General features: G+C 36.3%; 10 protein-coding genes and 1 pseudogene. 5 read left to right on the forward strand and 6 right to left on the reverse strand.

Annotated elements, in window-relative coordinates; genetic code table 11:
• Positions 1 to 23 precede the first annotated feature (23 nt).
• From EHW90_RS03935 to EHW90_RS03955, 5 genes are read left to right on the forward strand one after another with little or no spacing between them, the layout of a single operon-like run.
• Entirely contained in the window at positions 24 to 395 is a 372-nt protein-coding gene (locus EHW90_RS03935; protein ID WP_124951393.1) for a VOC family protein, read from the forward strand.
• Positions 396 to 403: 8 nt separating this feature from the next.
• A complete protein-coding gene (locus EHW90_RS03940; protein WP_124951395.1) occupies positions 404 to 1,603 on the forward strand; it encodes an NADP-dependent isocitrate dehydrogenase in 1,200 nt (399 codons plus the stop codon).
• Positions 1,604 to 1,656: 53 nt separating this feature from the next.
• Complete coding sequence (locus tag EHW90_RS03945; protein ID WP_124951397.1) at positions 1,657 to 5,043, forward strand: PD-(D/E)XK nuclease family protein; 3,387 nt, start codon at positions 1,657 to 1,659, stop codon at positions 5,041 to 5,043.
• Positions 5,006 to 8,458 carry a helicase-exonuclease AddAB subunit AddA gene (gene addA, locus EHW90_RS03950; protein WP_243113909.1) on the forward strand — a complete coding sequence of 1,151 codons (3,453 nt, stop codon included), beginning with the start codon at positions 5,006 to 5,008 and terminating at the stop codon, positions 8,456 to 8,458. The genes EHW90_RS03945 and addA overlap by 38 nt, the downstream gene beginning before the upstream one ends.
• Positions 8,451 to 9,035, forward strand: coding sequence for a Maf family protein (locus tag EHW90_RS03955; protein WP_124951399.1), 585 nt, complete (start codon positions 8,451 to 8,453; stop codon positions 9,033 to 9,035). The genes addA and EHW90_RS03955 overlap by 8 nt, the downstream gene beginning before the upstream one ends.
• Before the next feature lie 179 nt (positions 9,036 to 9,214).
• Here EHW90_RS03955 and EHW90_RS03960 read toward each other — a convergent pair whose 3' ends face one another.
• From EHW90_RS03960 to EHW90_RS03985, 6 genes and pseudogenes are all read right to left on the reverse strand, one after another.
• A complete protein-coding gene (locus EHW90_RS03960; protein ID WP_124951400.1) occupies positions 9,215 to 10,978 on the reverse strand; it encodes an IS1182 family transposase in 1,764 nt (587 codons plus the stop codon).
• A gap of 11 nt (positions 10,979 to 10,989) precedes the next feature.
• Positions 10,990 to 12,747, reverse strand: coding sequence for an IS1634 family transposase (locus EHW90_RS03965; RefSeq protein ID WP_124951402.1), 1,758 nt, complete (start codon positions 12,745 to 12,747; stop codon positions 10,990 to 10,992).
• Positions 12,748 to 12,942: 195 nt separating this feature from the next.
• Positions 12,943 to 13,137, reverse strand: a pseudogene (locus tag EHW90_RS13925) (transposase); the annotation flags it as partial.
• Between the two features lie 141 nt (positions 13,138 to 13,278).
• Positions 13,279 to 14,271, reverse strand: coding sequence for an Ig-like domain-containing protein (locus EHW90_RS03975; RefSeq protein WP_124951404.1), 993 nt, complete (start codon positions 14,269 to 14,271; stop codon positions 13,279 to 13,281).
• 76 nt (positions 14,272 to 14,347) lie between these two features.
• Positions 14,348 to 15,022: an MgtC/SapB family protein gene (locus tag EHW90_RS03980; protein ID WP_009445710.1), complete on the reverse strand. Its 675-nt coding sequence runs from the start codon at positions 15,020 to 15,022 to the stop codon at positions 14,348 to 14,350.
• A 211-nt stretch (positions 15,023 to 15,233) separates the two neighbouring features.
• A complete protein-coding gene (locus EHW90_RS03985; RefSeq protein ID WP_124951406.1) occupies positions 15,234 to 17,009 on the reverse strand; it encodes an IS1634 family transposase in 1,776 nt (591 codons plus the stop codon).
• Positions 17,010 to 17,161 lie beyond the last annotated feature (152 nt).

Below are 17,161 nucleotides of genomic sequence, written 5' to 3' on the forward strand. Positions count from 1 at the left end.
TGTATTTTTGAAAGGAGACTTTTTTGAATTTTTCGTTTGCACATTTTAATTTTAACGTTCTTGATTTGGAAAGAAGTTTGAAGTTTTATAAAGAAGCTCTCGGACTTGAGCCTGTAAGAAGAAAAGACGCACAGGACGGTTCATTTACTTTAGTATATCTTGGAGATAAAAAGACAGGCTTTGAGCTTGAGCTTACATATTTAAGAGACAGAAAAGAACCTTATAATCTCGGAGAACTTGAGTATCACCTTGCTATGGCTACAGAGGATATGAAGGCGGCTCATGAGCTTCATGAGAAGATGGGCGTTATATGCTATGAAAACCCTGATATGGGTATTTATTTTATAAACGACCCTGACGGATATTGGATTGAGATTGTACCAAGTAAATTATAGAGGTAAATATGGCAAAGATACAGATGATTACTCCACTTGTTGAGATGGATGGAGATGAGATGACAAGAATCCTGTGGAAGATGATAAAGGATGAACTTATACTTCCTTTTGTGGATTTAAAGAGTGAATACTATGACCTTGGATTAAAACACAGAGATGAGACTGATGACAGGGTAACTGTAGAGTCCGCCAATGCTACAAAGAGGCTAGGTGTGGCTGTAAAATGTGCTACCATTACTCCGAATGCCGCCAGAGTAAAAGAATATGACTTAAAGGAGATGTGGAAATCTCCAAACGGTACTATAAGAGCTATCTTAGACGGTACGGTGTTCAGAAAACCTATATTGGTAAATGGGATTGAGCCGAATGTCAGAACATGGAAAAAGCCTATAACCATTGCCCGTCATGCCTATGGTGATGTATACAAAAATACGGAGATGATTATTGAAAAACCGGGTAAGGTTGAGCTTGTGTACACAGACAGTGAGGGCAATGAAACAAGGAGTCTGATACATGAGTTTAAGGGTGCGGGAATTACACAGGGAGTTCACAATTTGGATTCTTCCATTGAAAGTTTTGCAAAGGCCTGCTTTGAATATGCTCTGAATCAAAAAGAGGATTTGTGGTTTGCTACAAAGGATACCATATCAAAGAAGTATGACCATACATTTAAAGATATCTTTGAAGAGATATACAATGCAGAGTACAAGGAGAAGTTTGAAAAGGCGGGAATTACATATTTCTATACGCTTATAGACGATGCCGTGGCAAGAGTGATGAAGTCCGAAGGCGGATTTATCTGGGCTTGCAAGAACTATGACGGAGATGTTATGAGCGATATGCTTTCATCCGCTTTCGGTTCACTGGCTATGATGACTTCGGTACTGGTTTCCCCTGACGGCTGCTATGAGTATGAGGCGGCACATGGTACAGTTCAGAGACATTATTACAAGTATCTGAAGGGTGAGCCTACATCTTCCAATTCGGTTGCAACCATATTTGCATGGAGCGGTGCACTAAGAAAAAGAGGAGAACTTGATAATCTTCCTGATTTGATTGACTTTGCAAACAGACTTGAGAAGGCTACAATTGATACTATAGAGTCCGGCAAGATGACAGGAGACCTCGGTGCAATATCAACATTGGAGAATATAACAGTTTTAAACAGTGAAGAGTTTATACATGAGATTGCAAAGCATTTGCAATAAATATATGGCAGTTTCCTTTCGGGAGCTGCCATTCTACATATTTTAGGAGAGAGATGGGATACAGATTTTATTTTGGCGCCTCAGGTGTGGGAAAGACCTACAGGGCTTTTAAGGATATTATAGACGAGGCTGTAAAAAACTTGGACAAAAAGTTTTTTATTATAGTGCCTGAGCAGTTTACGATGCAGACTCAAAAGGATATAGTACAGATGCATCCTAATCATGCAGTAAACAATATAGATGTACTTAGTTTTAACAGGCTTGCTTACAGAATATTTGAAGAACTTGATATAGAAAATCCCGAGGTTTTGGATGAACTTGACAAGGCGCTTATACTTAGAAGAATTGCAAACAAGGTAGAGCTTAAGGCGTGGAAAAAACAGTTTCAAAAGGCGGGATTTATTGACAGTATAAAGTCGCTTATTTCAGAGTTTATGCAGTATGATATCAGTGACGACTTTATAAGAGAGCAGGTAAACAACAGTGAAGTGGACTCGCTTCTTAAGATAAAACTTGAGGATATATATAATTTAAAGACAGGATTTGAGGAATATATTGCAGGAAAATATTTCACAAATGAGCAGATACTTGATGTTTTGAATGAAAATATAGCAAACAGTGAATTATTAAGGGACAGTGTTATTTTATTTGACGGTTACACAGGATTTACACCTATTCAAAACAGAATAATTTCAAACCTTATGAAGGTGGCTGACGAGCTTAGATTCAGTGTAACTTTGGGTAAGGGAGTTAATCCGGATATCAGACTTTCGGAGAGCGATCTTTTTTTTATCAGCGGCAAGATGATTTCACAGATAAATGAGATGGCAAATAAGGAGAATATAAAGAGATTGCCTAACATAAATCTGAATACCGGAGCGGTACACAGATTTAAGAACTCAAAAGATCTTGAATTTTTTGAAGAGCATTTTCTAAGATATGACGGAAAAAAATCAAAAGAAGTCTCTGATATTGAGATAAATTACTGTATGAATCCTTTGGACGAGATAGATTTTGTTGCCAATAAGATACTGAGTCTTGTAAAGGACAATGACTATAGATATAGGGATATTGCAATAATTTACGGCGACCTTGAGGATGTGTCCGATGCACTGATAAACAGATTTCATCAGCTGGAGATTCCATACTATTTGGATGAAAAAATGGATGTTGACAACAATGAGTTGGTGGAGTTTATCAATGCCTGCATCGGAGTTATAAGTGAGAATTTTTCATATGATGCGGTAAACAGATTTTTAAGACTTGGACTTTTACATTTTGATAAAAGACTTGTATCACTGCTTGACAATTACCTGCTTGAGACGGGAGTAAAGGGATATAAAAGGCTGCATTCTGAGTTCACATATTTGCCGAAAAGTTTTAGCGAAACTGAACTAAAAGAGATAAACGAGTTCAAGGACTTTGCTCTTTGTAAGATTGATACACTTTATACGGTAATAAGTAAGAGCAAGGTAAGCATAAAGGATGCCCTAGGTGCTTTCAGAGAGATATTTACAAAAGAGAATATGGAAGAAAAGCTTGAAGAGATAAAGTTATCACTTGAAGAAAAAGGTGACTTTAAAAGAGCTAGAGAGTATGAGGGCATATTTGACGAGGTTATAAGTCTGTTTGACAGATTGGAGCTTGTACTTGAAGGTGAGAGTCTGACCAAAAAAGAATTAAGTGACCTTTTACATACTGGCTTTGAAGAGATAAAGCTTGGAATGATACCTGACAGGGTGGACAGAGTGGTAATAGGTGACTTAAAGAGAACCAGACTTGGCAGTATAAAGGCACTGTTTGTATGCGGTGCAAATGACGGAAGTCTGCCTACAGTCAAGGATTCCGGCGGACTTATAAATGACAGAGAAAAAAGAAAACTTAAGTCTTTGGGCTTTAATCTTTCGGATACAGTCAGAGAGGATTTGTATACAGGCAGATTTTATTTGTATCAGGTGCTTACAAAGCCTTCAGACAAGCTGTTTATAAGTTTTGCAGGTATGGACTTTGAGGGGAAGTCTTTGCGTCCGTCAATACTTATAAATATGATAAAGTCGATATTCCCTCTTATAGAGATAAAAAGAAGCCAAGAGAAGAATATATATTCAAGGTTTGAAGCAAAGGAATATCTTAGTGAAAACTTAAGAGGGCTTCGCGCAAAGGAAGTGACAGATGAAGACTTTATAAGATATATTGCGACATTCTTTGATAAGGAGTTTATAAAAAGACTCACAGAGGCCGCAATGTATGTATATAAGGACAGCGGAATAGGTGAGAGTGCGGCAAGAGAATTGTTCGGTGATGAACTTCGTGTAAGTGTGACAAGGCTTGAAAACTACAATGAATGTCCTTTTGAGCATTTTATAAGCTATGGGCTTGGAGTGGGGGAAAGACAGATACATTCATTGGGAGTGTCGGATATAGGTACTTTGGTGCATGATATGCTTGAAAAATGCTTCAGATATGCAAAGTCAAGGGATAAAGTGATTGCAAAGATGGAGAAGTATGATTTGTTCTCACTGGTAGATGAGGCTGTAAACGAAAACATGGTTTCAGAAAAAAACAGTATATTTAAAGAGAGCAATAAGTCAAAGTATCAGCTTGAAAAGATTGTAAGAATGACAAAACTTACAATGCTTGTACTTTCAAAACAGCTTGCGGCAGGCGACTTTGAACCGAGTTTTTTCGAGAAAAGTTTCGGTGAAAGGGATAATCTTGAAGCTTTGAATATTGAACTGAAAAATAATGCCAAGATGTATCTTAGAGGAAAGATAGACAGAGTGGATACATATGTTGATGAAGATAAGACATTGGTAAAAATAATCGACTATAAGACAGGAAATATGAAGTGGGAGCTTGATATGCCTTTTTACGGCAGGGCGTTGCAGCTTGTGATATATCTGGATGCGGTGATGGAACAGCTCACAAAAGAGGGTAAAGAGGTTTTGCCGGCGGCATTTTTTTACTACCATATAGATTCACCTTTTCTTACAAGAGATGAGGCGAAGAAAGAAAACGCTTTCTTAAGTAAGCTAAAGCCTATGGGTATAGTCAATACGGATTTTAATATAATAAAGCATCTGGATAAAAGTATTGAGACAAGCAGTGATGTCATACCTGTAATGTTAAAAAAGGACGGAAGCATTTCAAAGACATCGAGCGTTGCAAGTACAAAGAGAATAGAATTACTTAGAAAGTATGTAAAGCAAAAGGTAAAGAATACCGCTGAAAATATCTTAAGCGGAAATATCGGCATTACACCTGCAATAAGGAAGGGAAAATCAAGCTGTGAGTACTGTCCATACAGTGCTATATGCGGATTTGATGAAGGAATAGAAGGATTTGCATACAACAACCTGGTTAAAATAAATGACGATGATATTTGGAAAATGATGGAGAAGGATGAGCATGTGGACGAAGGCACAACAGGCGGCAATTGATATAAAAAAGGGTAGCATATTGGTATCTGCCGCGGCCGGAAGCGGAAAGACTGCGGTACTTGTAGAAAGAATAATAAAAAAGATAACGGATAATGATAATCCTGTTGATGTGGATTCGCTTTTGGTAATGACATTTACAAGGGCTGCAGCCGCATCTATGAAGGAGAAAATCTACAATGCCCTGTTAAAAGAGATGGAAAAGCATGAAACAAATACTGTAGAGTTTAAGAGACTGAAGGAGCAGTCCGTACTTTTGGCATCAGCCAAGATAATGACTACAGACAGTTTCTGCCTTTCGATAATAAGAGAAAATATTGATAAGATTGATATAGACCCTGCCTTTTGTGTGGCGGATGAGAGTGAAATCTCACTTTTAAAGGCTGATACTATGGATGAACTTTTGGAAAGTGAGTATGAAGCCGCAAATAAGGACTTTATGGAACTAAGTGACGCCTTTGCAAACAGTAAGGGTGATAAGAGTATCGTCGAGTTTATTGAAAAGCTTTACAGATTTGCCGTAAGCAAACCTTGGCCTTTGGAGTGGCTTGATTCATTGAATGAGAGCGATGATAAATGGCAGGAGTATATATATAATCAGATAATGAAGAGTGTGGACTCCGTTTTACAAGATATTGATGAGATGATTGATATATGTAATGAGGAAGAGGGACCGGCTTCATATCTGGATAATGTATTGGAGGAGCGTTCAAGTATAGGCGGTATAAAAAAGGCGGCAGATATATTTGAACTCTCAAAAAAGCTTAACTTGGTAAGTTTTGACAAGCTTAAGGCTGCAAAGGGCGGAGACAAAGACTTAAGGGAAAGAGCCAAGGCAATCAGAGATAAGTATAAAGATAATATTTCAAAGCTGGCACAGGATTATGACTTTGACAAAGACAGGGTTTTTCTTGAAGAGCAAAGTGAAAAGGCGAAGATAAGAGCTGTTGTGGATTTGACAAAGAAGTATATTTCACTCTTTAATGAAAAAAAGAGAGAAAAAAATCTGGTGGACTTTTCAGATATAGAGCATTTGGCACTTGGCATACTTGTAGATGAGAATAAAAATCCTACAAAAGTTGCAGAGGCATATAAAAAGGAATTCAGTGAAATATATATTGACGAGTATCAGGATTCAAACTATTTGCAGGAAGCCATAGTGAATGCGATAGAAAAGAACAATGTCTTTATGGTGGGAGATGTGAAGCAGTCAATATACGGATTCAGACAGGCTTCGCCAAAGCTTTTCATGGAAAAGTACAAAACTTTTAAAAGTTTTGATAATATTGATGATGAAGATGCGAAGAAGGTTGTTCTAAGTAAGAATTTCAGAAGCAGAAAAAATGTACTTGACGGTGCAAATGTCTTATTCAAAAAGATAATGAAAGAGGATATAGGCGGAATTGAGTATGATGATGATGCGGCGCTATATCTTGGAGCAAGCTTTGATGAAGGAGACAAGGAGTATGTAAGCGAGTTAATGCTTACGGATGTTGGCAGTATTGAAGATGACACATCGGAGATAGAGCTTGAAGCAAGAGCCATTGCAAAGAGAATCAAGGAACTGAAAAAAGAGCTGAAGGTGGACGGCGGCAGAGATTTAAAGTACAGCGACATAGTGATTTTGGTGCGTGCAAGTATCGGTGAGAGCATAGCCAAGGTTTTGAATGATGAAAATATTCCGGCATATGCGGAGAACAACAAAGGCTACTTTCAGACATTTGAGGTTAGAAAGATACTTGCCATATTGGCGGCTGTGGATAATCATTACTCCGATGTGGATTTGACCGCGTTTTTGAACTCGGAGATTGTAGGAATGACTGATTTGGAGCTTGCAAATATTGTATCCGATTACAGGAAAAAGCAAAATATTGAAAAGTCTAAAAAAATCAGAATGATGGACGCAATCATATTTGAGGAAAGTGAAGGAAGCATTGAAGAGGCTACAAAGAAAAAGATAAGAAAAGCACTTGAGTTTTTAGATGAGTATGGGAAAAAGTCGACATATATGAATATTCAGGCGCTTTTACAGGATATTTACAATAAAACCGACTTTTTGAATATAACAGCCGCAATGCCGGGAGGACAGGTCAGAAAGGCCAATTTGATGTTGCTTATAAGTAAGGCCGGAACCTTTGCAAACTCAGGTTACAGCGGGCTTTATAACTTTATAAGATATATTGCAAAGCTTAAGGACTTTGACAACGATTTCGGGGAAGCCGGAATACTTTCTGAAAATGATGATATTGTAAGGATTATGACAATACATAAGTCAAAGGGGCTTGAGTTCCCGGTATGTTTCCTTGCAAATGCAAACAGAAGCTTTAATAAGACCGACTTGAAACAGGGCATTGTAATAGATAACGACTTCGGACTCGGTGTGCAGTATGTGGACAGTGAACATAATATAAAAGACAGTTCCATAAAGCAAAATGTTATAAAATATAAGCTTGGTACGGAGCTTATGGGTGAGGAGCTTAGAGTTCTTTATGTGGCGCTTACAAGAGCCATGGAAAAGATGATTATTTCAGGTACCTGTAAGGATGTTAAAAAGGCTTTGGAAACAAATAAGGAAAATCCGAGGTTTTTGGATATAAGATCTTGTAATTCATATCTTGACCTGATACTTTTAAGTTTTGACAGAATACATTTTGATTTAAAGCTGTATGATTATAAGACTCTTTTGGATGAGGAAAAACTGACTCAAAAAGAAGTTGGAGATTTGCACAAGGTATTTGAAGGAAGCGATATCAAAAAATATGCTGAGTTAAAGAAGAGACTTGATTATACATATCCGTACAGTGTAAATGTGGATTTGAAAACCAAGTTTTCTGTATCTGAAATCAAGAGAATGTCACAGAGTGAAGAATTTGAGATAAAGCAAAATAAAGAAAAGACAGGGGGCGCAAACAATGCCGGTGAGCGCGGTAATGCCTACCACAAACTTATGCAAAGACTTCACTATGAAAATATAGAAAACTTTAAAAACAGGCTTGAGTTTGTAAAATCTGAGATTGCACTGCTAAAGAATGTCTCTTACAGAGAGCTTATAAATCCTGAGGATATTGTAAAGTTTTTGGATACAAAACTTGGAGAGATATTTATCAGGTATCACAAAAACTTGAAGAGAGAAAATCAGTTTATAATGGGCATATCCGCAAGAGAAGCAAATATGGGAGACAGTGATGAGACCGTACTGATACAGGGTGTTATTGATGCATATATAGATACAAAAGACGGCATAATTTTGGTGGATTATAAGACGGATAATGTAAAAGATGCAGGAACTTTGATAAACAGATATAAAGTTCAGCTTGAACTTTATAAGAAATCTCTTGAAATGAGTACAGGAAAAAATGTAAGTGAAATTTTTATATATTCATTTGCACTTGGTAAGGAGATAAGACTTTATGAATAATATTAAGATTATTTTGGCTTCGGCATCACCAAGAAGGAAAGAGCTTTTGGAGCAAATCGGTGTAGGCTTTGAGATAGCGGTATCCGATAAGGAAACTGCAATTGACGGTGGTGACCCGGTAGAGGCGTGCAGGACACAGGCTTACAATAAGGCTGTGGATATTGTAGAAAAATCAAAACTTAAATATGGTGATAAGGATTTTGCGGTTATATCTGCAGATACCATAGTGGCGATAGATAAAAAAATCTTAGGAAAGCCTAAGGATAAATCCGATGCAAGAAAGATGCTTAAGGCTCTCTCAGGCAGAACGCATAGGGTATATACTGCAGTATGTGTATACAATTCCTTGAAGGACAGTTATGAGAGTTTTGTAGAGGATACTACTGTGGAAGTGGCAAGTCTTTCAAGTGAAGAGATTGAAGATTATTTGGAGAAAAAAGAGCCTTATGACAAGGCCGGAGCCTATGCAATACAGGGATATTTTTTAAGGTATATAGTGGGAATAGAGGGAGACTATTACAATGTAATGGGACTTCCCGTAGGAAGACTCTACAGAGAGTATTTAAAAGAATTATAAAGAAAAAGGGGCTGTCGGGAAATAAGCATTTCTACTTCCCACAGAACTAAACAAAAATATCCTGACAAATACAAGGCATTTTGCTTTGTGACTTTGTCAGGATATTTTATTTTTCTATAATGCTGTCTATTTTTGGGCATAAAATCCCCTTGGCATAAATTTTGCTTTTGCATTTTTTCTTATGCTGTTTTCTCCTGTATTTTCCCTTCAAATTTCTTTAGTTTTGCATGGAGAAAACGATGATATTTATTTATATTTCTTCCTATTGCAAAAAGCATAAATTCTTTATATACCTTATCTGAAGAACGATAGTTAAAGCGTCGGAAATCTTCATTCTCTTTAATATCTCCAAAATGACCTTCTGTTTGAATAGAGCGTGTCTGTCGTTTCAGAATTCCTTTTTCACTCTGTATATTAGCATGTGACTTCTCTCGAAGCTCTTCCCATACTTCATTGATCTTCATTACTTTATTCTTATCAACATCTTTATCAGGATTATATTTATACAGGCATTTAGGCTTATGTTCACATCCACTACAGTCAAAACATCCATATACTTCATATGTTTGTGTATAACCGTTCTGTTTTTTCTTCTCTGTGTTGATATGTCTCAGTTCACGACCGTCATGACAGATATAGACTTGCTCGTCCTCAAATACCGTTGTCTTCATGTTGTAGTATTTACCTATATCTTTACTGTATGCTCGTGTTTTTCGCTTTTCATGATCCTGTAGTTTTATATAACTATCTATCTTATTCTCTTCCAGATATAATAGATTTTTCTCACTACAATAGCCGCTATCTGCTGTCACTTCTTCCAGTACTTCTCCAAATGCTTTCTTATGTTTTTCAAGGACAGGAATCAGTGTGTTATAGTCTGTACGATCATTACTTACATAACCATGTACAATAAAATAATTCTCTACTGCTATCTGTACATTGTATGCCGGCTTTAGCTGCCCGTTCAGCATATGATCTTCCTTCATTCGCATAAAGGTTGCTTCCAAATCAGTTTTGGAGTAGCTGTTTCTATCTTTCCCCATGATTTTAAAACATTCTTTATAGCCCATTAATCGCTGTCCACAATGTTCAAGTTCTTCATATAGTTGTTGAAGTTTCGACTTTCTCTTGCCCTTTCCGTTAACAAATGCAATGCCTTCTCCGTCAGCAATAGCCATAAGGTTTTTCTGAAGTTTAAGCAGTTCAAGAGGCGAGCAGTTATCAATCTCTATAATACAGTTATTAGATAACTTTTTATGTTTTGTAATCTTTCTTTTTCTATTCTTTTCAATAATATCTCTAACTTTATCAATTCCGTCAATTACAAACATTTGTGCATTTCCAAGCTCGTACTTCTCGCCAAATCCGTTATCTTGTAAAAAAGAATTATAGTCCGAGTAAAGCTTATCAATAGAATCCAAAAGACCTGCAAGATGATAATTAATGCTTCCACGCCATACAAAAGTATAACGATTAGCATTTGCTTCTATTTTTGTTCCATCAATAAACAATTCTTTTAATGTTACAAGCCCTTCTTTTTGTAAACGTCTCATAAACTGATAGTTTAAATCGTCAAGAATGTCTGAAGTAAGTTTCTTGCCTTTAAATTCATAGAAAGCATCTCTTTTAGGCTTTTTGCCCCTAGTAAGCCAGATAAAAGCTATATCTCGTTCACATAAATCTACAATACGATCGATGGAACGTATTCCTCGCATATTTGCATAAGTAATAACTGCATACATCATGATCGGGTTGTACCCTGTTCTTCCCTTATCCGAACAATTGGCTAGCAGTCCGGAAAAATTTAAATCCTCCATAACTTTTTTTAGGGTATAGACAGGATCGTCATCAGGTAAACTCAATTCATAGAAGCTAAAGTTGATTTTCTGTTGACCTATTTCAAAAAAGTCGTTATAATACCTGACTTCCGTCGTTTCTCTCAAAACCTAGTACTCTAGGTATCCAAGAGCATGCAGTTTTGAAAGAAATTGTCGACTTCAGCTTTTGTTAAATAGAGAGCATCAAGGTTACTAAAGCCAACCAATTTTTTAACCTTTTCGTTAACAGATTGGTTTCTTGATATATTGATATATGTATTGTCACCTTTATTTACTACCCTAAAATCACGCATAAAGTTGATCAAGTCATAAGAGCTTATTTTATTTTTGAAGCACTTGATTTCTAATACTCTTAAAAGAAACAAGCTAAGGTAGCATATCAAAAAATGCCCATAGATTGTTTCTTTTTTCTGTAAATAAACAGGCCTAGCATCCAGGTATGATTTTGTAAGTCTAAAAGATTCCTCGATTTTCCATAGGCTATGGTATGTTTTATATACCTGTAATGGCTCCATATCTATTTCGGATGTCACTAAAAGATTATATCCTGCATATTTAAGATCTTCATCAATCTTAGATTTATTTAAATCTATTATAGGCTTTATTGTCTTGCCTGTACTATCTTTAGTTATAATGTCTACATATTTAGCACAATCTCCAAGTTCATCTTTAGCGATATTTTTGTATGTAGAAAACTTTGAAGCTTTATCGACCATTTTCATTATTTCAAGCCTTTGTTTCTTTGCAAGGTTAGGATTATAAGAGACGATACGCTTTTCTTTTACAGAAAACCTTGTAACACTCTCTTTTCCTGTTTCCGGATCAATCTCTTTAAAACTGTAATCAAAGCTGTCAATACATGATTTAAGACGAAAAGATATATTACCTCTTTCATCAGTGTAATTAGAAAAGACATTTGTATCATTCTCAAGTAGAACCCATTTCTTTTCCTTTTCACTTAGATTCTTACCATGTATTGATTTTGAAAATATATAGCCGTCACTAGCTTCTTTAACTGCAGCATAAATATTTCTTGCACAATTAAGTCCTTTATCAGCCACCTGAATTGTCTTGCCTGATACGTTATGTCGTTGCTTCATTTCTTCAATAACTTTTCTAATATATGGCTTTTCCGATTCATTTCCGGGATACATTTGCATGGAGACAGGTACTAGATCAGCATCTAAAAGTAAAGCTTGCCCTATTATCGGAGAGTGCCTGTTCTCTTTTGAAGGTCCCTTTTGCTTGTCATCGCCGGGGATATCAATTTCAAAGTAATAATTAGTACAATCGAAAAATACATTGCTTAAATCTCTTTTAAAATACTTTTCATAAGAGTGATTAAACAAATCAATGTACTTTTTATAGGACTCTCCTATGAAAGAACACCCGTCATATACTTGGTCTTCAGAGATGATTGAACTGCCATAAAGGTATGGAAATACATGAGAGGCCGTCTTTGACTTAGAGCATGGAGATATAACCCTTGCATAAATAAGTTGCGTAATTAAATCAAATACAGAGAACTGAAAACGCATTTGAGAGGCAAGTATATCAATAGTTTCCTTAACATCAAGCTCATCAATCAATGAGTAGAGCAAGAAGTGTCCTATATTAAGTTCAACAGGATTGGAAAATGCACGAGGACGTGACTCTTCAGAAAGAGCTTTTGTTCTATTCTCATTTTGCTCTTTTACATAATCGCTATAAAATTTAATCGGATCCGGAATCTCATCTGAAGTCAGATCTTCAACGTAACCAAAAGATTTTACATTTCTTGTTCTTGGTTGCTTTTTATCCTTATCCCAAAATGATTCATACATCTGAAGATAAGTACCTTTTTTCTTCTTTTCTTTTCTCAAAAAATAAGCCATAAACACCTCTAAATCTAAAGTACTATGAAGTACTATGATTATAACATACTATAAAATTTTTTTCAAATTTTTTGAAATATTTTTTATGTGAGAAAAGCCTTTAAAATAAAGGATCTAAAAGAATTGCATAAAATTAAATAGTTTGCTAAAAATTTGAAACGTCGGAAATTTCATAGTACTTCGACGGAAGACGGGCATCATGATCGGGTTGTACCCTGTTCTTCCCTTATCCGAACAATTGGCTAGCAGTCCGGAAAAATTTAAATCCTCCATAACTTTTTTTAGGGTATAGACAGGATCGTCATCAGGTAAACTCAATTCATAGAAGCTAAAGTTGATTTTCTGTTGACCTATTTCAAAAAAGTCGTTATAATAATTAACTGTAAGCATAGTTACATTATAACATGTAACGAAGAAAGATGGTTGTCGTTAGCCATCTTTTTTTATGTAAAAACTTAGGGTGGTGTGACTCAAAATGAGTCACACCACCCTTTCTTATAGCTGTCATTTCCCGACAGCCCCCAGTTAAAATCAGTTGCCGTTAGGATTCAGACATTTTCCTTCTTTGTCAAACTGATAGCTTACACCTTTTATATCAATAGCGCGGTCTCTTGCCATCTTGCCGTCCAAGAGGAAATAATACCAGGAGTCGCCTTCGCCTTTGACCCATTCATCTGTTGCCATCTTACCGTTTGAGTGAATATAGAATGTATTTGTGCCGTCCTTTATCCATTTATGTTTTGCCATCTCACCGTTGTAGTTGAAGTAATACCATGCACCGTCATCTTTATTCTTTATCCATTCTCCCTGTGCCATTGCTCCTGAAGAATGCAGATAATAGTATGTATCCTTTATCTTTTGCCAACCTGTAAGCATTGAGCCGTTGTTGCCAAGGTAATACCAGTTGCCGTTTATTACTTTCCAGCCTGTGGTCTTCTTACCTGTAGCATCAACATAGTACCATGAGCCGTCCTTTTCTTCCCAATTCGCTTTTTCGATAACATTTATGTGGATGGATTTTGTAATTCCCTGATATGTCGCCGTGATATTGGTCTCGCCTACTTTATTGGCATGGATTTCGCCCTGCGTTACATCGGCTATATCGGAATTTTCAGATGTCCACTCCGCAATCTGACTGACATTGGTGTAAATACCGCCTTCCAAGAATATAGCTTCTGCAGACACACCGAACTGTAATTCCATATCCATATCTGTTGGTGTTACTATAAGATGATGATCCAGTTTATCCTCGGAGTCAACGCCTGAGTTGGCAAGTGCAAGCTCCGTCATTTTTTTCTCAATAGAATCCACATCAAAGCTGTCTTCAAGGTTGATTCCCCCGCCGTTGTAAACATCACCTATATCTGTTGAACTTACCAATTCCTTTATGGTTTCTCCGCTTTTTGAGTTGTCGGCATTAGTGAAGCTGCCTTCAGTATTTGATGATTGGTTTGTACAACCTGTTATTAAAGTACCGCTACCAAGACAAAATGATAGTAATAAAAATGGTATAAATCTTTTCATAAGCCTCCAAAGTTAAAACATTATAGTGACATTATAGCGATTTAAAAATATCATTTCAACATATATTTATGGCAATTCAGTACAATTCCATAAAATATATGACACCGGGAGCCTGACTGATAAGATTTAAGATAATTGAGTGGCTGTTTTTGGTTTTACCCTTTATAGTCATGGTGACCGATTGGCATATGTTCATAAGCGAAGGATTTTTGGCAAGGTCAATCTCCACTATATCAAGATCGTTTTTTCTGATATATGTGAAAAGGTCGCTAAGCGGCATAGAGTTGTCATATTCTATATACAGCTCTACCGCACGAGAGTTTTTTCTTACAAATACTTCAAGCTTTTGGAGCGATACCATTGCAATGAATATGGCTGCTCCGCCCGCAATTGCACCCTCATAGTAGCCTATTCCTATAGTGAGACCGCAGCAGGCGGCAGTCCATATACCTGCTGCCGTAGTGATACCTTTTACCTGATTGCGTCCTGTAAGTATTATAGTACCTGCACCTAAGAAGCCTACGCCGCTTACAACCTGAGCTCCAAGCCGTACAGGGTCACCGCTTTTAAATACCTGAAATACATACTGATTGGTAATCATTACAAGTGTGGACCCCAGGCATACAAGCATATATGTTCTAAAACCGGCAGGTCTGTTTTTCCTGCCGCGGTCAAAGCCCAGTATTCCGCCTATACATAAAGACAGAACTATGCGGATTATCAGTGAGTACAGATTCAATTCTCTTGGCATATATTCTCCTTAAAACTTAATGTGAATATTATATATGTAATATGGATTAAGGTAAATATTAAGATTGGTAAGATATTTATTTAACCTTTAACAGCTGCTTGTCAATATATTTATAAATTGATATAATCCTGTCTTTGACAGCTAAAAGGCCTGAAGCCCGTATATATCAAGGGTTTCAGACCTTTTTTAATTCGTAAAAGTGTAGCTAGAACTACCTACTTTTTTTGCTGTCTCGAAAGACTTTTTTCATACTCAAATCGGTTAAAATTTCATAATCGGTACGAAATCCGAATGCTTCATGAAGTGCATCTGTTATGGCCGTTCTTGTGTAAGCGGGCAGATATCCTAGCTTTTCTCCCGGACGATACATCATCATAGAGCGTAGTACGTTAATGATTTCATCGCATGTATATTGTTCTCCAAGTTTTTTCTCAAGTATCCTAAAGACTACTAATGAGGCAAAACAAGTTATGAAATGTGCCTTTATACGGTCCTCTCTTTGAAGATAAATAGGGCGTGCACTGAACTCGGTTTTCATGATTCTGAAGCATTCTTCGATTTCCCATCTCTTCTTGTTTATACGAACTATTTCTTCGGCACTTGTTGTCTCCAGATTAGTACAAACGGCGTAGAGACCGTCATATTTTTCTTCTTCAGCTATGAGGTTCGAATCTATATAAGGGATTTCTCTGTCACATACTTCTCCTGAAGATGTCATTGTTTCGGTAGCAATAAAACGGCGTGGATCATTTTGATTTTTTTGATTTCTTTTATATTCCCCTTTCTCAATAAGCTTATTGGCACGGTCAATCTGGCTTTGCCTGATTTTCTGATGATATTTTTTGTACTTTAAGGAGAATGATACGATAAGATGTTGCTCTAACGCTTTATCACCTTCTTTGACCTTTTTATCGGATAAGTCTTCTTTAATCCATCGTTCTTTATAAAAGACTTTATTATAGTCTGTCTGTTCATCAAGGTTATTTAGATTAAATAATCCTGTTTCACCTTGTAGTGACCAGCCTTCAGGGTCTAGGGCAAACTCCTTTAAGTATTTCGGTAGTTGTTTTATAGATTGTGTTGTTATAAAACTTCTTATTCTTTCGCCAAATAAAGTTTTGTCGTTAAACTTTCTATTGGCATTTGAAGAAAGACCTGCATCTGTACAGATAATAATACTATCAATACCATAATCATCGATTACCTTTTGTTCCAGAGGCTTTAGTGTCGGTTGCTCATTCTTATTTCCCGGGAAAATATCAAAAGCAAGAGGAATACCGTCATGATCCATAAACATTCCCATTCCTACGATAGGTAGTGGTTGATGTTGTTTTGATTTTCCATATTTTCTAAGTTCATCTTCCTGCTCGATTTCAAAGTAATAGTTTGTGCAATCATAGTAAAGAATGTCGTTCCTTCGTGGAAGTATTATTTGGCTATTTTTATAAAGTTCAGATTGAATGAAGTCGCTTTCTTTAGCTAAAACAGAAAGCGAACGATATATATCATGTAAATTAAAGGTAGGCTGCTCAATAAACATTTTTGAAGAACGGTTTGAGGCCAACTTAGAAGATGGATAAAGTATACGAGTAAAAATTAGTCGAGATAAAATATCGTTCAAGTCATATTCAAAGCTATATTTCTTTGAAATTTTAGAACAGATTTTATCCAGATTCAGTGAATAGTAAATACTCTGAAGAAATAGATATCCACAGTTAAACAAATGTTTTTCATCAGGTTTTAGGAGTTTTGAAGGAGAACATTTTATTAAAATCTCTTTTTGTTCCTCATATTCCTTACGATTAAGTTCGTCTACATATTCCTGAGCCCAAATATAAGGGTCTTTTCCATTAGCTCTAGTTTTAACCATATCAAGATTTCCAAGTTTTTCAATAGTAACTGTAGTAACAGAACCATTGGATTTACGTATAGATTTCTGAACATAGAATGTAGCAGAGTTTTTTGATTTACTTACAGTAAGCTTCATAGTATTCCACCTCCATGTTCATATTATACCATAAATAGCTACAAATAGCTACATAAAATAGATAATAAATTGACAAAAAAATAAGACTGAAATCCAGTCTTTATAAGGGTTTGAGGTTTATAAAGGGAATCGGTAGCTGTCAAACTCCCGTA

It is taken from the genome of Lachnoanaerobaculum orale (assembly GCF_003862485.1).
In the GTDB taxonomy this organism is placed as follows: Bacteria; Bacillota; Clostridia; order Lachnospirales; family Lachnospiraceae; genus Lachnoanaerobaculum; species Lachnoanaerobaculum orale.